Raw genomic sequence first — 22,266 nt, forward strand, 5'->3', positions numbered from 1 at the left:
GAGGTGTTTCAAGCTCATGCCGATGGTCGCTTGACGTCTACACTCTGCAAATCACCGGGAGTTATAAGAACAATCAAAACCGTAACCCAATCGAAGGATCAAGCCCATGAGTCAAACCCGTCGGGACTACAGCGAAAAGCGCGATTTCATCCGCATGCGGGTCGATGCCGATGTGTCGATGATTCATCAAGGCGATCAGGTGCCCGCCATCTGCATCGACCTTTCCAGCAGCGGTATGCAGGTCCAGGCGCCGCGATTATTCAAGGTTGGCGACCGACTCCAAGTACGGCTCGATTCCGACCATACGGCGTTGAAAGGCCTTGAGGCCGACACCGAGGTGGTTTGGGTGAGAGAACAGGACGACGGCAAGCAGAAACTCGGCCTTACAATCCTCAAGATGCATTGACCCGGCACCAGACGAAAAAAGCGGCCCGAAGGCCGCTTTTTCTGTTTTATCGGTCAGGATTTAAAAATCGTCTTCTACCTGGCCATCTTTCACCTTGAATTCGCGGTTTTGCAGGTACGCGTTCCGGATGAAAGTGTACTTGTCGCCACTGATCAGTTTTTCGCTCGACAGCAGGCTGGCACGGGTGTCGACGATGTTCAGACCGAACACCGAATTACGCACTGGCACGTCATCGATGTAGTGGTACGCACCGGTGTAGCCATCGACGTACTTCGAGGGTGCATCACGCAAGGTGCTTGGACCAAGGAGCGGCAGCATCACGTACGGGCCACTGCCAACGCCCCAGTAACCGAGCGTCTGGCCGAAATCTTCGTCATTGCGATTAAGGCCCATTTGCGTGCCGACATCAAAGAAGCCCAGCAGACCGAAAGTGGTGTTGAAAATCAGGCGTGCTGTGTCGACGCCCGCGGCAGCCGGTTTGGCCTGCAGAATATCGTTGGCAAGGTTGGTGACATCACCGACGTTGCGGAACATGTTGTGAATGCCGTCTTCAAGAAATTGCGGCGTCACAAACTGATAGCCCTGGGCCAAAGGCTTCAGGGCATAGGTATCGAGGACATCGTTGAATTTGAAAATCGGGCGATTGACGCTTTCCCAAGGATCATCTTCCGTAGCTGCCTGGGCAACGAACGGAACCAGCAACAGGCTGGCACACACACAAATCTGGGCTAGATGATTGCTCCAGCGCATAGAAAAAAACTCCTTGGACGGTACCGGCTCGAGCGCTTGGCCCGGGCAATAAGATGGCGAGTATAAGGCGTAAATAGTCCTTTAGACACATTACGATATGTGCATGGTAAGGATTCAGCCTGACTGTGAGCGTTTCACAGCAATGTCACTCAACTGTCACTGTTGACCTTTAGCCTCAGGCTATTTCAGGGACGTTCACATGTCGCACGCCGAAACATTGCCCCAAACCGCTCTGAATCTGACCGCCGTGTTGTTCGGCCTCAGTGGCTGTCTGGTGGACTTCGGCGCGCGCACGCACCGGCACGACAGCCCTCTGGCCGAACCTGCCGAGACCACGCCCGGAGCACTGGACGCCCTGCAGAGTTTGCAGCGGCAGAAAATCCCTTGCGCCTGGCTTGATGAACTGCCTCCGGCGCTCTGCCATTCCATGGCCACTGCCCTGCCAGAATGGATCAAAGATGCGCAACATCCCGCAACAATCAACCCTTGGCCCGCGCCCGACGCGTGCTGGCAGGCATTGATGAATTTAGGCATTGAGCGATTGGACGGCTGTGTACTGGTCAGTGGCGAACCGCGACTGCTGCAATCGGGCCTCAATGCCGGGTTGTGGACCATCGGCCTGGCGTCCTGCGGCTCGTTGTGCGGACTGGCACCTGAGGCCTGGCAGGCGTTGGCCCCACAGGAGCGCGATATCAAACGAGGCAAGGCGACGATGCAGCTGTTTGGCCTGGGCGTGCATTCGGTGATCGACCACCTCGGAGAGCTCGACACCTGTCTGGCTGACATCCAGTTGCGTCGCTTCAAAGGCGAAAAGCCCTGATCGAGATCATGCAGGTTAGGCAGGAGTGGATTAATCTAAAGGTCAGCCATAGACCTTTGGCGAACCGCTGCGGTCTATGCCAGTGCCAATCGAGAGAAGGAAGAACGCCATGCCTGCCCGCGAACTGCAAGAACAGCTCAATGCCCTGCGCGAGCAATTGGAACAGAATCCTCCACTGTCCGAAGCTGAACGCGCCGAACTGCACGAACTGATGCAACAGATCGAGTTGAAGCTTGAGCTCGAAACCAAAACCCAGGATTCCAGCCTCGCCGATGGCGTCAACCTGGCCGTCGAACGCTTCGAGCTCGAACACCCGACCCTGGCCGGGACACTGCGCAACATCGGGCAGGCCTTGGCCAACATGGGGATCTGAGCCCGCAAAAGCCTTTGTAGGAGCAAGCTTGCTCGCGATGGTGTGTCAGTCGACGCCAAGGTAGCTGACACTCAATCGCGAGCAAGCTCGCTCCTACAAAAATGGATCTTTATTGACGGACCAGACGATGGTTCGGCAGTTGCACCTCTTCAGTGCTGCGATACGGATTGATATCCAGCCCGCCACGACGCACATAGCGCGCATACACCGTCAACTTCTCCGGTTTCAACAACCGCTGAAGGTCCAGGAAGATCCGCTCAACACACTGCTCATGGAAGTCCGAGTGCTGGCGGAAGCTGACGATGTACTCCAGCAAACTCGCATGATCCAGCGCCGCACCACGGTACTCCACCGCCACGCTGCCCCAGTCCGGCTGACTGGTGACCGGGCAATTGGATTTGAGCAAATGGCTGTGCACGCTCTCCTCGACAATGCGCGAGTCGTCGCAACGCAACAGCTCCGGACGCGGGTGCTCGTAGTTGCTGACGCTGATATCCAGATCATCGATGCACACGCCAGGCAATGCCACGACGCCTTCGGCCTCGACATCCTTCAAACTGCGAATGCGCACGCCGACCGGCTTGCCGGCAGCGGCCGACAGGTCTTTGGCCAGCGTCGCCTCAAGGCTCGCCGTATCGTCGAACGGCGTCTGGTTCAGCGAGTTGAGGTACAGCTTGAACGACTTCGATTCGATGATGTTCGGCGAATCCGCCGGGATGGTGAATTCACCGATCGCTACCACGGGCTTGCCCGACGGCAACAGCCACGACAACTCGAAGCAGTTCCAGAAATCCACACCCTTGTACGGCAGGGTTTCAGCCGTCAGGCCCAGTTCTGCCCACTTCGCGGTGCGCGGAATCGGGAACAGCAGGGACGGCGTATAAGTGGCGATGTATTCGCTGGATTTGCCCAGCGGCGAGTGTTCGGCTGCGGGATGCATGGCGGAAACCTGACTGAAGAATCAGCGGATTCTATCAGCCTTTGCTCCCGCCTTTGAGTGCTTACTGACTGACAGTCAGTTTGCCGACCATGCCGGCCTGGTAATGACCGGGGAAGTTGCAGGCAAATTCCAGGTTGGTGGCCTTGCTGAAGGTCCAGGTCAACTCGGCCGTCTTGCCCGGCGGCACCAGCACGCTGTTCGGATCGTCATGCTTCATGCCGTGCCCCATCGAACCGTGATCCATACCGGCCATGTTGCCGTGGTCCATTTCCTTGACGGCAGTAGGCGTGAGCATGCCACTTTGCTGCATCTGCAACATTTCCTGCTGATGCCGGGCATGCATCGCCGCATCGCCCAGGTTGAATTCGTGCAGCAACTGGCCTTTATTCACCAGTACAAAGCGCACGGTTTCCCCAGCCTTGACGTCGATCGTCTTCGGGTTAAAAGACATGTCGCCCAAGACCACTTCCACGCTGCGGGTCGCCTTGGCTGCCGATGCAGGTTGACCGAATTCGTAGGTATGCGCCGGACTCGCCCACGCCGTCGAACTCAGCGCCAGCAAACAAGCGACTTGTACCAGGGATTTGCGTAAAAACATGGTCATGCTCCAACAAGATAGGGCTCAGTGTGTGAAAAACTCTAAACTGCTGCCACTGCCCGCAACCTGACAGCCAGATTACAACTTTGTCAGGTTGGCCTGTATGAACGCCGTCCACGGTATAAAGCGTTCGTTCCACTTGCCATGAGTCGCCCATGAAACTGCTGATCGTCGAAGACCAACCGAAAACCGGCCATTACCTGCGCCAGGGCCTGGCCGAGGCCGGGTTCAACACGGAACTGGTGGCTGATGGCAACACCGGCCAGCAATTGGCCCTCAGCGGTGAATATGCCCTGCTGATTCTCGATGTGATGCTGCCAGGTCGTGATGGCTGGCAGATTCTGCAAGCGGTGCGCAGTGCGGGCCTGGATACACCGGTACTTTTTCTGACAGCCCGAGACGCCGTGGAGGACAGGGTTCACGGCCTCGAACTGGGCGCCGACGACTATCTGGTCAAACCCTTCGCTTTTTCTGAACTGTTGGCCCGGGTTCGCAGCCTGTTGCGCCGTGGCAGCACGACCCCCCAGGAAACCAGTTTGCAACTGGCCGACTTGCGTCTGGACCTGATCCGTCGCCGGGTCGAACGCGGCGGCCAGCGCATCGACCTCACCGCCAAGGAATTCGCCCTGCTGGAAATGCTCCTGCGGCGCCAGGGTGAAGTCCTGCCGAAATCGCTGATTGCCTCCCAGGTCTGGGACATGAATTTCGACAGCGACACCAATGTCATCGAAGTCGCGATCCGGCGCCTGCGCCTGAAGATCGACGACGAATTCCCCAACAAACTGATCCACACCGTGCGCGGCATGGGTTACGTCCTCGAAGAGCGCTCAGCCTGATGCGAAGAATGTCCTTGGGCAGCCGCCTGGCGCTGCTGTTTGCGGCGTGCACCGCCGTGGTGTCGTTGTTTGCCGGCGTATTGTTCAGCCGCGCCAGCGAGGCGCACTTCGTCGAGCTTGATCAGCAATTGCTGGACGGCAAGTTGATTGGCTTGCGGCGTGCCCTGCAGGACCTTCAATCAAACGACAGTGAAATCAAACTGGCCGAAGAACTGAGCCGGCAAGCCGACCTGTCGCTGCGCATCACCGGCAGCGATGGCCGACGCTGGTATGACAGCACAACGAGCGTGCCAGACAAACTCCCGCAACAGTCGGGACTCTCGACGATCAATAACAACGGCACCGATTACCGTGTGCTGAATGCGCCTTTGTTTCCCGACAAGCCGGACTCGCCACAACTGACCCTGCTGCTGGACATCACCCATCACCAGCACTTTTTGCAGCGCATGCAGCACCTGATCTGGCTGACGGTGGGTTTGTCGGCCCTGGCGACCGCCCTGCTGGGTGCCTGGGCCGCACGTAGCGGTTTGCGGCCGTTACGGCGCATGAGCGCGGTCGCCAGAGGCGTGTCGGCGCAATCGCTCAACGCCCGCTTGCCGGAAGAACACATGCCGCCGGAACTCGCGGAAATGGCCCACCACTTCAACGCCATGCTCGGACGCCTCGACGACTCTTTTCAGCGCCTGTCCGCCTTCTCTGCCGACATCGCCCATGAACTGCGCACGCCTCTGTCGAACCTGCTGACGCACACCCAGGTCACCCTCACCCGCCCTCGCCCCCTCGAGGATTACCGCGAAGCGTTGCACAGCAACCTCGAAGAACTGCAATGGATGGCGCAACTGGTCAACGACATGTTGTACCTGGCGAAGTCTGATCACGGGCTGTTGGTGCCCAAGCGTAAAACGCTGGATCTGGCAGTGGAAACGGACCTGCTGCTGGAGTTTTTTGCGCCGCTGGCTGAAGACGCGCAGGTGAAACTGAGCCGTGAAGGTGACGCGCGTATAGAGGGCGACCGCAGCATGTTGCGGCGCGCACTGTCGAACCTGCTGGACAATGCTTTGCGCTTTACGCCGATCGCTGGCGAGGTTCGGGTGCGAATCCTCGAACAGCCAAACGCGTTGCGCCTGACCGTTGAAAATACCGGCGAACCGATTTCCGAAGATCTATTGCCACGCCTGTTTGACCGGTTTTACCGGGCTGACCCGGCTCGCCGGGAAGGCAGTAGCGAACATGCAGGATTGGGGTTGGCGATCACCCAGTCGATCATCCGCGCCCATGGCGGGCAGATTCATTGCGAATCGGACAATGGATGGACCAGGTTTGTGATCGAGTTACCCAAGAAGGATTGAGGCCTGCCGTTCCGGCCTCATCACTAGCAGGCTAGCTAGTCGTTCCCAACCCCCCTGTGGGAGCTAGCCTGCTAGCGATTGCGGTCAAGAGGTTTACGAATATCTCAACGCGTGAGCCGGCTCAATCTTCGCCGCCCGCCAAGCCGGGTAAATAGTGGCCAGGAAACTCAACACAAACCCCGCCGAGCAAATCAACGCAACATCCGCACCCTGCAACTCCGACGGCAGGTTACTGACGAAGTACACGTCGGAACTGAAGATGTGCTGCCCGCTGACCCGCTCGATCCAGCCGACGATCTGACTGACATTCAGCGCGGCAATCACACCTAGCACACCGCCAATCAAAGTGCCGACGATGCCGATCACAGTGCCCTGCACCATGAAGATCGCCATGATCTGCCGCGGTGTGGCGCCGATGGTGCGCAGGATCGCGATGTCCGCGCCCTTGTCGTTCACCACCATGATCAAGGTCGCGATGATATTGAACGCCGCCACGGCGACGATCATCAGCAACAGCAGGCCGATCATGGTTTTTTCCATCTTCATCGCACTGAACAGACTGCCCTGGGTGTGGGTCCAGTCGTCAGCCTTGTACGCAGCGCCCAGGCCGGTGGCGATGTCGCTCGACACTTGCGGAGCCGCGTACAAATCCTTCACCGCCAGGCGCACGCTCTGCACCTGATTCGGCTCCCAATGCTGCATCTGCGCGGCGTCGGCGACGTGGATCAGCGCCATCGAACCGTCCAGCTCGGCGCCAACCTTGAACACACCGACCACGTTCAAGCGCTGCATGCGCGGGGTAATCCCGCCCGGTGCGGTGCTGATTTCCGGAACGATCAGGGTGATCTTGTCGCCGACATTCAAGCGAAAGCGCCGCGCCGTGATCTCACCGACCACCACGCCGAATTCACCCGGCTTCAGGGCTTCGAGGCTCCCCTGAACAATGTGCTTGGCGACGATCGACACCTGGCCTTCCAGCGCCGGATCGACACCGCTGACCTGAATCGGCTGCATCGTGCCCTTGTAGGACAGCATGCCTTCCATCTCGGTGAACGGCACCGCCGCCGTCACTTCCGGGTTTTTCATCGCAGCCGCTGCCACGGGCTTCCAGTCGTCAATCGGATTGACGCCGACGATGGTGGCGTGCGGCACCATGCCGAGAATGCGCGAACTCATTTCGCGCTGGAAGCCGTTCATCACCGACAGCACCACAATCATCGCCAGCACGCCCAGGGCGAGGCCGATCATCGAGGTCATCGAGATGAAGGAAACAAAGCGATTGCGGCGCTTGGCGCGGGTATAGCGCGTGCCGATAAAGATCGATAACGGTCTGAACATTCGCTGGGGCACCGTATAAAAATAAAAGACCCGACGTGCTTTTCAGCTTCGTCGGGTTTCAACCCATCAGATAGGCGTGAGGCAACCGTCCTGCAAATGCAGGACGCGGTCCATCTGGCGGGCCAGGTTCATGTCGTGGGTCACCACCAGGAACGCCGTGCGCATCGAGGTGCTGAGTTCCAGCATCAAGTCCTGGATCCCTTGGGCGGTGTGGGAATCGAGGTTGCCGGTGGGCTCGTCGAGCATCACCAGGCCCGGGTTGTTCACCAGCGCACGGGCAATGGCCACGCGCTGACGTTCACCACCGGACAGCTCGGCCGGTTTGTGCTCCAGGCGATGGCCCAGCCCTACCCGTTCCAGCAATGCGGTCGCACGCTGACGCGCTTCCGGGATTGCGGTCTTGCCGATCAACAGCGGCATGCAGACGTTTTCCAGCGCGGTGAACTCGGGCAGCAAATGGTGAAACTGGTACACGAAGCCAAGTGCACGGTTACGCAGCAGGCCGCGCTTTTTCTCGCTCAGTGCCGACAGCTCTTCACCGTCGAGCCAGACGCTGCCCGTGGTCGGCGTATCGAGGCCGCCCAACAGGTTGAGCAAGGTACTTTTGCCCGAGCCGGACTTGCCGACAATCGCCACCCGCTCACCCGGATGCAGCTCCAACTGCAGGCCGGCCAACACTTCCACCGATTCAGGGCCTTCCTCGTAGGATTTGCCCAGGCTGCGGCAGCTCAAGATTGCTTTATCACTCATGCCCGACTCACTCATAACGTAGCGCCTCCGCAGGCTGGGTGCGCGCAGCACGCCAGGCTGGATACAGGGTGGCGAGGAAACTCAGGACCAACGCCGCACAGCAGACCATCACCACATCCTGGCTCTGCACCTGCGACGGCAGGTAATCGATAAAGTACACGTCGGCGTTGAGGAATTTGTGCCCGATCAGGCCTTCCAGCGCTGCGATCGCGGCGCTGACGTTCAACGCGGCGAAGATCCCGACCACGGCACCGATCGCCGTGCCGACCACGCCAATGACCGTCCCCTGCACCATGAACGTGCGCATGATCGTGCCCGGCGTCGCGCCCAGTGTGCGCAGGATCGCGATGTCGCCCTTCTTGTCGTTCACCACCATCACCAGCGTGGAGATGATGTTGAACGCTGCGACGGCAACAATCAGCAGCAGCAACAGGCCGATCATGGCTTTTTCCATGCGGATGGCCTGGTACAGGTTGCCGTGGGTGCGGGTCCAGTCACGAGCGTAGTAGCGGTCTTCGCCGAGGTCGCGGGCGATGGTCCACGCGGTGCGTGGCGCCTGGAACAGGTCGTCGAACTTCAGGCGCAGGCCCTGGACCTGATCCGGCTTCCAGCGATGCAAACGCGCCAGATCCTGCAGGTTGGTAATGCCCAGGTAGCCATCCAGCTCGCCAGCGCCGACGTGGAAGATGCCGACCACAGTAAAGCGCTTCATGCGCGGGAACATCCCGGCCGGGGTCACGGTGACTTCCGGAGCCACGAAAGTCAGCTTGTCGCCAACCGCCGCACCGAGTTTCGCCGCGGCCTTGTCGCCGATGACGATGCCGAATTCACCCGGCACCAGGTCGTCGAGTTTGCCCTGCGTCATGAAGTTATCAATGATCGACACCTGGCGTTCGAGCGCCGGGTCGATGGCATTGAGCAGGACTTTCGAGACTTTGCCGTTGTTGGTCAGCAAACCCTGCATTTGCGTAAACGGCGCAACGGCCGTCACCTGCGGGTTTTGCTTGACCTTCGTGGCCAGGCGTTGCCAATCGCTGATGGCCTCGCTTGACTCGATGGTCGCGTGGGGCACCATGCCCAGCACGCGGGTACGCATCTCATGATCGAAGCCGTTCATCACCGACAGCACGACAATCATCACGACCACGCCAAGGGCGAGCCCGATCATCGAAGTCAGGGAAATGAATGACACAAAATGATTGCGACGCTTTGCACGGGTGTAACGCGTGCCGATAAATACGAAGAGAGGTCTGAACATGTCGGGGCTTGTTCGGAGGGAAAAGGAACGTCCTTGTGGCGGGGGTCGATAACCAGCTTTACACTCAGACCACCGCCGCTACCATGGGTTCGCCATGTCGACATTAGATGAAGAAGATCGCCGCGAATACTACCGTATCGAGGACACGATCGCACTGGAAATTCGGCCCCTGTCCGCTACCGAAGCCACAGGCCAGGAAGTGTTGCAGGATGCTTCCCCGCTCTTCAACTTGCTCAGCGAACTGCACCTGAGCGAATTCGAGTCGCAGCACCTGTTGCGCCAGATCAGCGAACGCGACCGAAACCTCGCGGCGTTCCTGAAATCCCAGAACAAACGCATCGATTTGTTGAGCCAGGTGGTCGCGATCACCGCGCTCGGGCAGATTGGCCAACCGCAACCGGTGATCATCTCCGAAGGCGGTCTCGACTTTCAGCACCCCACCCCCATTGCCGCCGAATCACGTCTATCGGTCAAGCTGGTGCTGATGCCGCAAGCCCTGGGCCTGTTGCTGCGCGCACGGGTCACCCATTGCGACCGCAAGGGCGATGGTTATGACATCGGCACCGAGTTCGAACACCCAACCGATGCGCAACGGCAGCTGTTGGCCCGCTACATCTTGCAGAAGCAGGCACAGGAACGACGTCTGGCCCGCGAACAAATCGACTCAGGCATTTAATTTAAGGAAGAACCGTGACCCTCATCTACGGCCATCGCGGCGCCAAGGGCGAAGCACCGGAAAACACCCTGACCAGTTTTCAGGAATGTCTGAAGCACGGCGTGCGCCGCTGCGAGCTGGACCTGCACCTGTCCATGGACGGCGAGCTGATGGTCATCCATGACCCGACGCTCAAGCGCACCACCGACCGTCGCGGCAAGGTCGTCGAGCACGCGGCGGCCGATCTTGTGACTTACGATGCGCGCAAAGGGGGACCTGGCTGGATCAAGCCATGCCCGATTCCGACGCTGGAAGAACTGTTCGAGAAATGCGATTTCGATCACTGGCAACTGGAAGTCAAAAGCGCATCAAGGATGCGTGCCGCGACCACCGTGCTGGCGATTCGTGAAATGGCGCAGCGTCACGGCCTGATGGACAAGGTGACCATCACCTCAAGTTCCCGTGAAGTGCTGAAGGCTGCGCTGGAGTTGGTGCCGGACGTATCCCGCGGACTGGTGGCCGAATATGCCTGGCTCGACCCGCTGAAAGTCGCGCAAAGCTATGGCTGTGAAATTCTGGCGCTGAACTGGACCCTGTGCACGCCGGAACGCCTGCAGAAGGCGCAGCGTCAGGGGCTGCATGTGTCGGTGTGGACAGTCAACGAACCTGCGCTGATGCGCAGGCTCGCCGACTTCGGCGTTGACAGCCTGATTACAGACTTTCCCGGTTTGGCCACTGCCACGCTCGAGAATTGCTGAAATCGGTCTCCCCGGCCGGCTCAGGCCACCGGCCGGAGCCACTCAAAAAAGCCGGTTGAGGCCGTCGTATGCCGCTACCCGGTAGGCTTCGGCCATGGTCGGGTAGTTGAACGTGGTGTTGACGAAGTACTTCAGCGTGTTCAGTTCGCCCGGCTGGTTCATGATCGCCTGACCGATGTGCACGATCTCCGACGCCTGATAACCGAAGCAGTGAACGCCCAGCACTTCCAGGGTTTCACGGTGGAACAGGATCTTCAGCATGCCTTGCGGCTCGCCGGCGATCTGCGCACGCGCCATGCTCTTGAAGAAGGCCTTGCCCACTTCGTACGGCACTTTGGCCTGGGTCAGCTCCTGCTCGTTCTTGCCGATCGAGCTGATCTCCGGAATGGTGTAGATGCCGGTCGGCACGTCATTCACGAAGCGCCAGCTGCCGTTGTCGACGATGCTGCCAGCGGCCGAACGACCCTGGTCGTGAGCAGCACTGGCCAGGCTTGGCCAACCGATTACGTCGCCAGCGCCATAGATGTTCTGGATGCCGGTGCGGTAGTTTTCATCGACTTCGATCTGGCCACGACCATTGACCTTCACGCCGATGTTTTCCAGGCCCAGCTGATCAGTGTTACCGGTACGGCCGTTGCACCAGAGCAAGGCGTCGGCCTTGATCTTCTTGCCGGACTTGAGGTGCAGGATCACGCCATTGTCCACGCCTTCGACGCGGTCGTAGTCTTCGTTGTGGCGAACGGTGATGTTGTTGTTGCTGAAGTGGTAGCTCAACGCCTGGGAGATTTCCGAGTCGAGGAAGCTCAGCAACTGACCGCGGTTATCCACCAGTTCAACCAGCACACCCAGACCACTGAAAATCGAAGCGTATTCGCAACCGATCACGCCAGCGCCGTAAACGATGAGTTTGCGCGGGGTGTGGCCCAGGCTGAGGATTGTGTCGCTATCGTAGATACGCGGGTGGTGGAAATCGATGTCCGCCGGACGATACGGGCGCGAACCGGTGGCGATGATGATGTGCTTGGCCACCAGCTTTTCGACCACGCCGTTGGCGCAGACCACTTCGATGGTTTGTTCGTCGGCGAAGCTGCCGGTGCCAAAGAACACGTCGACGCGGTTACGGGCGTAGTAGCCGGTACGCGAAGCGACTTGTTTGGCGATGACTTTCTCGGCGCTTTTCAACACGTCCGGGAACGAGAACCAACGCGGCTCACCAATGGCCCGGAACATCGGATTGGTGTTGAACTGCATGATCTGCCGCACCGAGTGACGCAGTGCCTTGGACGGGATGGTGCCCAAGTGAGTGCAGTTGCCGCCGACCTGGCGACGGCTATCGACCATCGCCACCTTGCGCCCTGCCTTGGCGGCGTTCATTGCCGCGCCTTCCCCCGCCGGGCCGGAACCCAACACCACCACGTCGTAGTTGTAGACAGCCATGCGTACTCCTCAGAACAGGCCGCGGCACTCTCGGCACCTGCGGCTAAATCACACCAATCTGTGGCGTGAAGGAACAATTTGGGGTCAGTGCAGAACCCGGACACAGTCTATAGAAGCGTCAACGCCGCGCACATTAACCCTTGGTCGCGTCGTAGGCTACTTTTGCCTGCACTACAACGCCAGTTTTCAATGCTCAAATTGCCGAATTCATTCGGTTTTTTCGCCACTGAGGCGCTCGAAAGCGTGACTGCCGCGTGTGACGAAACCTGTATCGGCACGAATCACAAAAAACGCGCCGACATCGTGCTTCTCTGCGTAGTCCCAACCGCGCTCCGGGCCGAGAATCAGCAACAGCGTCGACAAGCCATCGGCCATCAGCGCTGAAGGATGAATCACCGTGACCGACGCCAGAGTGTGTGAGACCGGTGAACCGGTCCGGGCATCGAAGGTGTGGGAAAAACGCCGCCCTCCTTGCTCGAAATAATTGCGGTAGTCACCCGAAGTGGAAACGCCGTAGCCGTCGACCGCAATGATTCGCTCAGCCACCTGGCGGTCATCCCGAGGTTCTTCCAGGGCAATGCGCCACGACGAGCCGTCGGGTTTGCTGCCCGCGGCCTTGAGTTCTCCAGTGACTTCGACGAGGTAGTCGTGGATGCCCTTTTCCTCTAGCCGTGCGGCAATCGTATCAACGGTGTAACCGGCGGCAATGCTGTTGAAGTCGACCTCGACGGCGGCGTCCTTGCACAGCTGATCACCCTGGATGCGCAGGTGGGTGTAGCCGACACGTTGGCGCGCCTCGGTGAGCGCTTCGGCAGACGGCACTTTTTCCTCGCGTGCCTGCGGACCGAAGCCCCAGAGATTGAGCAGCGGCTCGACCGTCAAATCGAAAGAGCCTTCGCTTTGCACAGACAACTGCTCGCCCACGCGAACCAATTCAAGGATTGACGCGGGCATGATCTGACACTGGTTGGCGGGCATGGCGTTGAAGCGCTCGATGTCCGAGTCGCTGCGGTAGGTCGACATTTGCCGGTCGACATCCGCGAGGATTTTCTCCACTGCCTCCCGAACTTCGACCGGAGCGGGAAGATCGGCGTGACGGACGTACTTGATCGAGTACGTGCTGCCCATGGTCGGGCCGCCGAAGCTTTCCATGGCGCCGCTGTTGCCGCAGCCGGACACCCCTCCTATCAGCGCCAGAAATAAAAACTTCCATCCGCTCAAAAACAATCTCACCTTTTCTGATGCCCTGATAAAAGATCGCAGCCTTCGGCAGCTCCTACAGGATTGCATACCTTTGTAGGAGCTGCCGAAGGTTCGGGCCGCGTTCGGACGATCTTTTGATCTTGATCGTTTTAGCATCACACAAACAAAAACGCCCCGACCAAAGTCGGGGCGTTTTTGTTTGTGCTAAGGCTTAGCGCGGGAAAGCTGGCGGGTTTACACCGGCCATGTCTTCCATCACGCGAACCACCTGGCAGCTGTAACCGAACTCGTTGTCGTACCAAACGTACAGTACAACGCGGTTATCCTGGGTGATGGTCGCTTCTGCGTCCACAACGCCTGCGTGGCGCGAGCCAACGAAGTCGGTGGAAACCACTTCCTGGGAGCTCACGTAGTCGATCTGCTTGTGCAGATCCGAGTGCATGGCCATCTGGCGCAGGTACTCGTTGATCTCTTCGCGAGTGGTGGCCTTTTCCAGATTCAGGTTCAGGATGGCCATCGACACGTTTGGCGTAGGAACGCGAATCGCGTTGCCGGTCAGCTTGCCCTTGAGCACTGGCAGTGCCTTGGCGGCGGCAGTGGCGGCACCGGTCTCGGTGATGACCATGTTCAGCGGCGCGGCGCGGCCACGACGGCTGCCCTTGTGGAAGTTGTCGATCAGGTTCTGGTCGTTGGTGAACGAGTGAACGGTTTCGACGTGGCCGTTGATGATGCCGAACTTGTCGTTGACTGCCTTGAGCACCGGCACAATGGCGTTGGTGGTACAGGAAGCCGCCGAGATGATCTTGTCATCAGGCGTGATGTCGCCATGGTTGATGCCGTGCACGATGTTCTTCAGCGCGCCCTTGCCAGGTGCGGTGAGGATCACGCGGGCAGCGCCCGGGCAGGCCAGGTGCTGGCCCAGGCCGTCGGCGTCACGCCATACACCGGTGTTGTCGACGATCAGCGCGTTTTCGATGCCGTACTGGGTGTAGTCAACTTCGGCCGGGCTCTTGGCGTAGATAACCTGGATCAGGTTGCCGTTGGCGGTGATGGTGTTGTTGGCTTCATCAATGGTGATGGTGCCATCGAACGGACCATGAACCGAGTCACGACGCAACAGGCTGGCGCGCTTGACCAGGTCGTTGTCGGCGCCCTTGCGGACGACGATGGCGCGCAGACGCAGGCCGTCGCCACCACCGGTTTTCTCGATCAGGATGCGCGCCAGCAGACGGCCGATACGACCGAAGCCGTAGAGGACAACGTCGGTGCCTTTGCGGGCGGAAGCGTTCTGCTGGCCAACCACGTCAGCCAGTTCTTCACGGACGAACTGCTCGGCAGTACGGCCATTGCCTTCGGCCTTGAATTTGGCCGCCAGCTTGCCCAGGTCCACCGAAGCGGCGCCGAGCTTGAGTTCGCTCATCGCTTTGATCAGCGGGAATGTTTCGTGGACGGACAGCTCGCTTTCGTCGGACTGACGGTGACGAGCAAAGCGGTGAGCTTTGAGAATCGCAATGACTGAACGATTGATCAGGCTGCGGCCATAGATCGAGCTCACCACGTTGTTATTGCGGTAGAGCTGACCGATAAGCGGAATCATCGCTTCTGCGAGTGCTTCACGGTCGATCCATTCACCAAGACACTGGTCGGGCTTCTGAGTCACGGGAACCTTCCACATGTAGGGGCAGAAAAAAGGGGCTACATTATGCCGCCCTGTGACCCGTGTAGCAATGCGCGCCTGTCGTGCAATCCGTAACAAATCCCCGTTCAAAAAAGTTACGCCGCGCTAAAGCCCAATAAAACCGGGGCTTTCAGCACAGTCAATTTTTTGGAGGCGGCGTCACCGTATCCGTAACCCTCCGTAACACCCGTTCGTTTTACCACTACATATCCGGGTTTTTTCAGTAAAAAACCGGGCTTTTTTGTCTTTACCACTACATTTCGCCAAACCTTCGTAATAGACACAGTCTGCAACTGACAGGCGGCACCCTAGGCCGCTACAATTACCGACTTTGTCGCAACGCTTGGAGCTCAACCTTCCGTGCCCGTTCTGCGTCTACCGCTTCTCCCTGCCGCGGCAGGTAAACAGCACTGGGGCAACCTGCCCGGTGCCGCCCTGAGCCTGGCCATCGCCGAGGCCGCAAGCGCTGCCAAGCGCTTTACCCTGCTGCTGACCGCCGACAGCCAAAGTGCCGAACGGCTGGAACAGGAGCTGGGCTTCTTCGCCCCGGATTTGCCTGTGCTGCATTTCCCCGACTGGGAAACGCTGCCCTACGACCTGTTTTCGCCGCACCAGGACATCATTTCCCAGCGTATCGCCAGTTTGTACAGGCTGCCGGAGCTGGAACATGGCGTGCTGGTCGTACCGATCACCACGGCCCTGCATCGTCTGGCGCCAACCAAATTCCTGCTCGGCAGCAGCCTGGTGCTGGACGTCGGCCAGAAGCTCGACGTCGAGCAAATGCGCACGCGCCTCGAAGCCACCGGCTACCGCTACGTCGACACCGTTTACGAGCATGGCGAATTCACCGTACGCGGCTCGCTGATCGATCTGTTCCCGATGGGCAGCAAACTGCCCTATCGCGTTGACCTGTTCGACGACGAAATCGAAACCCTGCGCACCTTCGATCCGGAAAACCAGCGCTCCATCGACAAGGTCGATTCGATCAAGCTGCTGCCGGCCAGGGAATTTCCACTGCAAAAGGATGCGGTCACCCGCTTCAAGGCGCGGTTCCGTGAGCGCTTTGACGTCGATTTCCGCCGCTGCCCGATCTTTCAGGATCTGAGCAGCGGGATTACCCCTGCCGGGATCGAGTACTACCTGCCGCTGTTTTTCGACGAAACCTCGACACTGTTCGATTACCTGCCCCAGGACACCCAGGTGTTCTCGCTGCCGGGCATCGAGCAGGCGGCGGAAAACTTCTGGAACGATGTGCGCAATCGTTACGAAGAGCGCCGCGTCGACCCGTCCCGTCCTTTATTGCCACCCGCCGAGTTGTTCCTGCCGGTGGAAGACTGCTTTGCGCGCCTGAAGAACTGGCCGCGCGTGGTCGCCAGCCAGCAGGATATCGAAAGCGGCGGCGGTCGCGAACGCTTCCCCGCTCAAGAGTTGCCGAACCTGGCGATCGAAGCCAAAGCCACCCAGCCGCTGGCAGCACTGGCGAACTTCCTCGACGAGTTCCCTGGACGCGTGCTGTTTACCGCCGAGTCCGCGGGCCGACGCGAAGTGTTGCTGGAGCTGCTGGAGCGCCTGAAGCTGCGACCGAAAACCGTCGACAGCTGGCCGGACTTTGTCGCAGGCAAGGAGCGCCTGGCGATCACCATCGCGCCATTGGATGAAGGTTTGTTGCTGGACGATCCAGCCCTGGCGCTGGTTGCCGAAAGCCCGTTGTTCGGCCAGCGTGTGATGCAGCGTCGCCGTCGCGAAAAACGTGCCGACGCCAACAACGATGCCGTCATCAAGAACCTCACCGAGTTGCGCGAAGGCGCACCGGTGGTGCACATCGACCACGGTGTCGGCCGCTACCTCGGCCTCGCGACACTGGAAATCGACAACCAGACGGCTGAATTCCTCGCCCTGGAATACGCAGAAAACGCCAAGCTTTACGTGCCGGTGGCCAACCTGCATCTGATCGCCCGCTACACCGGCAGCGACGACGCCCTGGCCCCGCTGCACCGCCTCGGCTCCGAGACCTGGCAGAAAGCCAAGCGCAAGGCTGCCGAACAAGTGCGCGACGTGGCAGCCGAGCTGCTCGACATCTATGCCCGCCGCGCAGCCCGTGAAGGCTATGCCTTCGCCGACCCCAAAGCCGACTACGCCACCTTCAGCGCGGGCTTCCCGTTCGAAGAAACGCCCGATCAGCAAACCACCATCGACGCCGTGCGCGAAGACATGCTTGCGCCAAAACCGATGGATCGTCTGGTGTGCGGCGACGTAGGTTTCGGCAAGACCGAAGTGGCCATGCGCGCCGCATTTATCGCCGTGCATGGCGGTCGTCAGGTGGCGATTCTGGTGCCCACCACCCTGCTCGCCCAGCAGCACTACAACAGCTTCCGCGACCGCTTCGCCGACTGGCCGGTAACCGTGGAAGTGATGAGCCGCTTCAAGTCGACCAAGGAAGTGAATGCCGCCGTCGCGGACCTCGCCGAAGGCAAGATCGACATCGTCATCGGCACGCACAAGTTGCTGCAGGACGACGTGAAAATCAAAAACCTCGGACTGGTCATCATCGACGAAGAACACCGCTTCGGTGTCCGTCAGAAAGAACAGTTAAAAGCCCTGCGCAGCGAAGTCGACATCCTCACCCTGACCGCCACGCCGATTCCGCGCACGCTGAACATGGCGGTGTCGGGCATGCGCGACCTATCGATTATCGCCACGCCACCGGCCCGACGCCTGTCGGTCCGCACCTTCGTCATGGAGCAGAACAAAAGCACGGTCAAAGAGGCCTTGCTACGTGAGCTGCTGCGTGGTGGTCAGGTCTACTACCTGCACAACGACGTGAAGACCATCGAGAAGTGCGCTGCCGACCTCGCCGAACTGGTGCCGGAAGCACGGATCGGCATCGGTCATGGGCAGATGCGCGAACGCGAACTCGAACAAGTGATGAGCGACTTCTACCACAAGCGCTTCAACGTGCTGATCGCCTCGACCATCATCGAGACCGGCATCGACGTGCCGAGCGCCAACACCATCATCATCGAGCGTGCCGACAAATTCGGTCTGGCGCAGTTGCACCAGTTGCGCGGCCGCGTCGGACGCAGCCACCACCAGGCGTATGCCTACCTGCTGACACCGCCGCGCCAGCAAATCACCCCGGACGCGGAAAAGCGTCTGGAAGCGATCGCCAACACCCAGGACCTTGGGGCGGGCTTCGTGCTTGCCACCAACGACCTGGAAATCCGTGGCGCCGGCGAACTGCTGGGCGACGGTCAGAGCGGGCAGATCCAGGCCGTCGGTTTCACGCTGTACATGGAAATGCTTGAGCGCGCCGTGAAGTCGATCCGCAAGGGCGAACAACCGAACCTCGATCAACCGTTGGGCGGCGGTCCGGAAGTCAACTTGCGCGTGCCGGCACTGATTCCCGAAGACTATCTGCCGGACGTTCACGCCCGCCTGATTCTCTACAAACGCATCGCCTCGGCCACCGATGAGGATGGCCTCAAGGATCTGCAGGTGGAAATGATCGACCGCTTTGGCCTGTTGCCGGAGCCGACCAAGAACCTGATACGCATTACTGCCCTGAAATTGCAGGCCGAGTTGCTGGGCATTAAAAAAGTCGATGGCGGCCCGCAAGGTGGACGCGTCGAGTTCGCGGCGCAGACCCCGGTCGACCCGCTGACGCTGATCAAGCTGATCCAGAGCCAGCCAAAACGCTACAAATTCGAAGGCGCCACGATGTTCAAGTTCATGGTTCCGATGGAGCGCCCGGAAGAGCGCTTTAATACTGTAGAGGCGCTTTTTGAGCGCCTCATCCCGAAAACTGCTTGAAGGACGCCGTATGCGCCTGTTTCGCTCACTGACCCTGTTGATGACGTTGGTCGCACCATCGGTATTTGCCGATGATCTGTATCAGGTAGAAATGATTCTGGTGCGGCAGAACGCCGTGCCGGCGATTGTCGTTCGCGCAGCGCCGGAAGACTGGGCCGCCGGTGCCCAGCCCGTCAGTCTCAACAGCCTACGCACGCCGAACCTGAATTCTGAGGTGGAAAAGCTCACCGCCAGCAACGAATACAGCGTCCTGCTGCACAAAGCATGGCAGCAAACGCTCGGCGAAACCGCAGTCAAGGTGGCGATCAGTGACGGCAAGGAGCAGTTCGGCCAGTATCCGATCGAAGGCACCCTGAACCTGACGCTCGGGCGCTTCACCGATGTAGACGCAGACTTCTGGGTCAACCAGTTCAACAATGAAGGCCTGGTCACCACCAGCGAACGCCTGAAACAGGAAAGCCACACCAAGAACGGCCAGTTGAACTTCCTCGACAACGGCCACCTCGGCCTGCTGATCAAGATCACGTCATTGACGGCGCCCGCTCCCCGGGAAGCCCCTGCAGTCGTCCCTGACTGATTGAACTCCCCATGTCCGCGACCCTGAGCAAACCCCTGGCACCTTCCTGGGTCAGTCGATTCAAGGAACAGAGCCTGGAGCGTGGCCGCCGCTACGCACTGGAAAACCGCGTCAGGATCGTCGAGGCTGGCGACGCTACGATCATCGCCGCATGCGAAGGCTCTGGCGGTAACGTTTACCGTCAGACCATTCGCCTGCGCGAGTCGGCCAAAGGCACCTTGCTGATGATCGATGCGACATGCTCCTGCCCGGTCCACAACAACTGCAAACATTGTGCAGCGGTGCTGCTGCAAGTGCAGGAAACACTCAACTATCCCGCCGCCGCGAAAGACGCCGAGCTGCTGGAAAAGCTTCAGGCGGTGCTGGAAAACCGAAGCCCGAAAGCCCCGCCGCAGGTGTTGGTGGACAACGTGCAGCCGGTGCCGCGCCTGTGGCTGGCCAGTATCGAGTTCAGCGCCTTCGAACCACGCAATGGTCGGATGCAGCGCTATATCCAGCACCGCGCGGCGCTGTCATTCAGTTATCTGGACGAGTACGTTTCCGGCCAGAAAAATACCGACATCCTGATTCGTCAGGAGACACAGACGCTGCGGATAAAACGTCATCCGGAAGTGGAACAGTCCTACCGCGAACAGCTACGAATCCTCGGATTCAAGATCGCCACCCGGCAAAGCAAGGCCTTGCCGGAAAGTGCCGGCGAACTGTTCGAGATGGTGAACGACAGCGCCTGGCTGACTTTCACCCTCAATGAACTGCCGAAGCTTCGCACCCAGGGCTGGGAGTTGCTGATCGACGAAGAATTCGGTTTCGACCTGACCGCCGTAGACGACTGGTACGCCACGGTTGAACAGGTTCCGGAGCGCGACTGGTTCGATCTGGAGCTGGGGATCATCGTCAACGGCGAACGCCTGAGTCTATTGCCGATCCTGCTCAACCTGATGCGTTCCCACACCGAAATCCTCAACCCGGAACGCCTGGCCCGGCGTCGCGACGACGAGTTGATTCTGGTGAACATCCCCAATCGACCAAACTCCGAGTACGGTCCGCTGCAAGTCGCCCTGCCCTTCGGCCGCCTGAAACCGGTGCTGGCGACCCTCGGCGAGTTCTACCTGCAAGAACCCGGCGAAACCACGCTGCGCCTGAGCAAGGCCGATGCCACACGACTCAATCCACTGGAAGGCTTGCCACTGCTTTGGGAAGGCGGCGAACAGATTCGCACCTTTGCCCAACGCCTGCGCGACATCAAGGACCACACCGCCACCGCGCCGGAAGGCCTGAACGCAACACTGCGCCCCTATCAGCTCGAAGGTCTGAGCTGGATGCAATCGCTGCGACAATTGGAAGTGGGCGGGATCCTCGCGGATGACATGGGTTTGGGCAAAACCCTACAAACGCTGGCGCATGTTCTGACCGAGAAAATCGCCGGTCGTCTTGATCGTCCGTGCATGGTTGTCATGCCCACCAGCCTGATTCCGAACTGGCTCGACGAAGCAGCGCATTTCACACCGCAGTTGAAAGTGCTGGCGTTGTACGGTGCCAGCCGTAAAAAGCATTTCGATCAGCTGGCCGATTACGATCTGATTCTCACCACCTACGCGTTGCTGCCCAAGGATGTCGAACGCCTCGCGGCGCAGCCGTTGCACATACTGGTGCTGGATGAAGCGCAATACATCAAGAACCCGAACAGCAAGGCTGCGCAGGCCGCCCGTGAGCTGAACGCCCGCCAGCGCCTGTGCCTGAGTGGCACGCCTTTGGAAAACCACCTGGGCGAGTTGTGGTCGCTGTTTCACTTCCTGTTGCCCGGCTGGCTCGGCGATGTAAAAAGCTTCAACCGCGATTACCGCGTGCCGATTGAAAAGCGCACCAGCGAAGTACGACTTCAGCACCTCAACGGTCGGATCAAACCTTTCCTCCTGCGCCGCACCAAGGAACAGGTCGCCACCGAGCTGCCGCCGAAAACCGAAATCATCCACTGGGTCGAACTCAACGAAGCCCAGCGTGACGTTTACGAAACCATGCGCCTGGCCATGGACAAGAAAGTCCGCGATGAGATCACCCGCAAGGGTGTGGCCCGCAGTCAGATCATCATTCTTGAAGCGCTGTTGAAACTGCGTCAGGTGTGCTGCGATTTGCGCCTGGTCAACGATGCGACACTGCCAACGCGCGGCAGCACATCGGGCAAGCTTGATAGCCTGATGGAAATGCTCGAAGAGCTGTTCGAGGAAGGCCGGCGGATCCTGCTGTTCTCGCAGTTCACGTCGATGCTGTCGCTGATCGAGGATGAGTTGAACAAACGCGGCGTCGCCTATGCGTTATTGACCGGGCAGACCCGCGACCGGCGCACGCCAGTGAAGGAATTCCAGAGCGGCATGCGTCAGATTTTTCTGATCAGCCTGAAGGCCGGCGGTGTCGGTCTTAACCTCACCGAAGCAGACACGGTGATTCATTACGATCCGTGGTGGAACCCGGCAACCGAAAACCAGGCCACTGACCGGGCCTATCGCATCGGCCAGGAGAAACCGGTGTTTGTGTACAAACTGATTGCACGCGGCACGGTGGAAGAGAAGATTCAGCATCTGCAGAAGGAAAAGTCCGACCTCGCGGCGGGCGTGCTGGATGGACGTCAGGCCGGAGACTGGAAACTGCAGAACGATGATATCGAGGCGTTGTTTGCGCCGTTGCCGGACAAGCTGGAAAAGCGCTGAGAATTTCGGCGACGTTTAGTCCGTC

19 protein-coding genes are annotated in these 22,266 nt (G+C 59.5%); 10 read left to right on the forward strand and 9 right to left on the reverse strand.

The window, feature by feature from the left end:
* Positions 1 to 106: 106 nt before the first annotated feature.
* Entirely contained in the window at positions 107 to 406 is a 300-nt protein-coding gene (locus QYH43_RS25070; protein ID WP_301158343.1) for a PilZ domain-containing protein, read from the forward strand.
* A 60-nt stretch (positions 407 to 466) separates the two neighbouring features.
* On the opposite strand, the gene QYH43_RS25075 is transcribed toward QYH43_RS25070, so the two are convergent.
* The gene (locus tag QYH43_RS25075) at positions 467 to 1,156 is read right to left on the reverse strand and encodes a VacJ family lipoprotein (protein ID WP_095061185.1); all 690 of its coding nucleotides are present in this window, start codon (positions 1,154 to 1,156) and stop codon (positions 467 to 469) included.
* A 199-nt stretch (positions 1,157 to 1,355) separates the two neighbouring features.
* On the opposite strand from QYH43_RS25075, the gene QYH43_RS25080 reads away from it, so the two are divergent.
* Both QYH43_RS25080 and QYH43_RS25085 read left to right on the forward strand, forming a co-directional pair.
* Positions 1,356 to 1,976, forward strand: a complete 621-nt coding sequence (locus QYH43_RS25080) for a phosphatase (protein ID WP_095061183.1) — start codon at positions 1,356 to 1,358, stop codon at positions 1,974 to 1,976.
* Positions 1,977 to 2,085: 109 nt separating this feature from the next.
* A complete protein-coding gene (locus QYH43_RS25085; protein ID WP_008053327.1) occupies positions 2,086 to 2,349 on the forward strand; it encodes a DUF4404 family protein in 264 nt (87 codons plus the stop codon).
* Positions 2,350 to 2,458: 109 nt separating this feature from the next.
* Here the strand turns inward: QYH43_RS25085 and queF are convergent, their stop codons facing one another.
* The gene (gene queF / locus QYH43_RS25090; RefSeq protein ID WP_301158344.1) at positions 2,459 to 3,289 is read right to left on the reverse strand and encodes an NADPH-dependent 7-cyano-7-deazaguanine reductase QueF; all 831 of its coding nucleotides are present in this window, start codon (positions 3,287 to 3,289) and stop codon (positions 2,459 to 2,461) included.
* Between the two features lie 61 nt (positions 3,290 to 3,350).
* The gene (locus QYH43_RS25095; RefSeq protein WP_095061179.1) at positions 3,351 to 3,887 is read right to left on the reverse strand and encodes a plastocyanin/azurin family copper-binding protein; all 537 of its coding nucleotides are present in this window, start codon (positions 3,885 to 3,887) and stop codon (positions 3,351 to 3,353) included.
* 155 nt (positions 3,888 to 4,042) lie between these two features.
* On the opposite strand from QYH43_RS25095, the gene QYH43_RS25100 reads away from it, so the two are divergent.
* Entirely contained in the window at positions 4,043 to 4,723 is a 681-nt protein-coding gene (locus QYH43_RS25100) for a heavy metal response regulator transcription factor (protein ID WP_095061177.1), read from the forward strand.
* Complete coding sequence (locus tag QYH43_RS25105) at positions 4,723 to 6,072, forward strand: heavy metal sensor histidine kinase (RefSeq protein WP_301158345.1); 1,350 nt, start codon at positions 4,723 to 4,725, stop codon at positions 6,070 to 6,072. Before QYH43_RS25100 ends, QYH43_RS25105 begins: the two co-directional genes overlap by 1 nt.
* Positions 6,073 to 6,165: 93 nt before the next feature.
* On the opposite strand, the gene QYH43_RS25110 is transcribed toward QYH43_RS25105, so the two are convergent.
* The 3 genes from QYH43_RS25110 to QYH43_RS25120 form a co-directional block, all read right to left on the reverse strand.
* Positions 6,166 to 7,410: a lipoprotein-releasing ABC transporter permease subunit gene (locus QYH43_RS25110; protein WP_095061175.1), complete on the reverse strand. Its 1,245-nt coding sequence runs from the start codon at positions 7,408 to 7,410 to the stop codon at positions 6,166 to 6,168.
* A 66-nt stretch (positions 7,411 to 7,476) separates the two neighbouring features.
* Complete coding sequence (gene lolD / locus QYH43_RS25115; protein WP_301158346.1) at positions 7,477 to 8,160, reverse strand: lipoprotein-releasing ABC transporter ATP-binding protein LolD; 684 nt, start codon at positions 8,158 to 8,160, stop codon at positions 7,477 to 7,479.
* A gap of 7 nt (positions 8,161 to 8,167) precedes the next feature.
* A complete protein-coding gene (locus QYH43_RS25120; protein WP_095061171.1) occupies positions 8,168 to 9,418 on the reverse strand; it encodes a lipoprotein-releasing ABC transporter permease subunit in 1,251 nt (416 codons plus the stop codon).
* A gap of 94 nt (positions 9,419 to 9,512) precedes the next feature.
* Here QYH43_RS25120 and QYH43_RS25125 point away from each other — a divergent pair, with 94 nt between their 5' ends.
* Together QYH43_RS25125 and QYH43_RS25130 are read left to right on the forward strand one after the other, a co-directional pair.
* Complete coding sequence (locus QYH43_RS25125; RefSeq protein WP_095061169.1) at positions 9,513 to 10,094, forward strand: PilZ domain-containing protein; 582 nt, start codon at positions 9,513 to 9,515, stop codon at positions 10,092 to 10,094.
* A gap of 14 nt (positions 10,095 to 10,108) precedes the next feature.
* Positions 10,109 to 10,831, forward strand: a complete 723-nt coding sequence (locus QYH43_RS25130; RefSeq protein ID WP_095061167.1) for a glycerophosphodiester phosphodiesterase — start codon at positions 10,109 to 10,111, stop codon at positions 10,829 to 10,831.
* Between the two features lie 42 nt (positions 10,832 to 10,873).
* Here QYH43_RS25130 and sthA read toward each other — a convergent pair whose 3' ends face one another.
* From sthA to QYH43_RS25145, 3 genes are all read right to left on the reverse strand, one after another.
* The gene (gene sthA, locus QYH43_RS25135; RefSeq protein ID WP_095061165.1) at positions 10,874 to 12,268 is read right to left on the reverse strand and encodes a Si-specific NAD(P)(+) transhydrogenase; all 1,395 of its coding nucleotides are present in this window, start codon (positions 12,266 to 12,268) and stop codon (positions 10,874 to 10,876) included.
* 207 nt (positions 12,269 to 12,475) lie between these two features.
* A complete protein-coding gene (locus tag QYH43_RS25140) occupies positions 12,476 to 13,420 on the reverse strand; it encodes an FAD:protein FMN transferase (RefSeq protein WP_256580387.1) in 945 nt (314 codons plus the stop codon).
* Between the two features lie 262 nt (positions 13,421 to 13,682).
* Positions 13,683 to 15,146, reverse strand: coding sequence for a glyceraldehyde-3-phosphate dehydrogenase (locus tag QYH43_RS25145; RefSeq protein WP_095061161.1), 1,464 nt, complete (start codon positions 15,144 to 15,146; stop codon positions 13,683 to 13,685).
* A 363-nt stretch (positions 15,147 to 15,509) separates the two neighbouring features.
* On the opposite strand from QYH43_RS25145, the gene mfd reads away from it, so the two are divergent.
* From mfd to QYH43_RS25160, 3 genes are read left to right on the forward strand one after another with little or no spacing between them, the layout of a single operon-like run.
* Positions 15,510 to 18,959: a transcription-repair coupling factor gene (gene mfd, locus QYH43_RS25150; protein WP_095061159.1), complete on the forward strand. Its 3,450-nt coding sequence runs from the start codon at positions 15,510 to 15,512 to the stop codon at positions 18,957 to 18,959.
* Positions 18,960 to 18,969: 10 nt separating this feature from the next.
* Positions 18,970 to 19,536, forward strand: a complete 567-nt coding sequence (locus QYH43_RS25155; protein WP_095061157.1) for a CsiV family protein — start codon at positions 18,970 to 18,972, stop codon at positions 19,534 to 19,536.
* Between the two features lie 11 nt (positions 19,537 to 19,547).
* Positions 19,548 to 22,241, forward strand: a complete 2,694-nt coding sequence (locus QYH43_RS25160) for a DEAD/DEAH box helicase (RefSeq protein ID WP_095061155.1) — start codon at positions 19,548 to 19,550, stop codon at positions 22,239 to 22,241.
* Positions 22,242 to 22,266: the final 25 nt, after the last annotated feature.

Origin of the sequence: Pseudomonas sp. C32 (assembly GCF_030417915.1) — a bacterium.
Lineage (GTDB): Bacteria > Pseudomonadota > Gammaproteobacteria > Pseudomonadales > Pseudomonadaceae > Aquipseudomonas.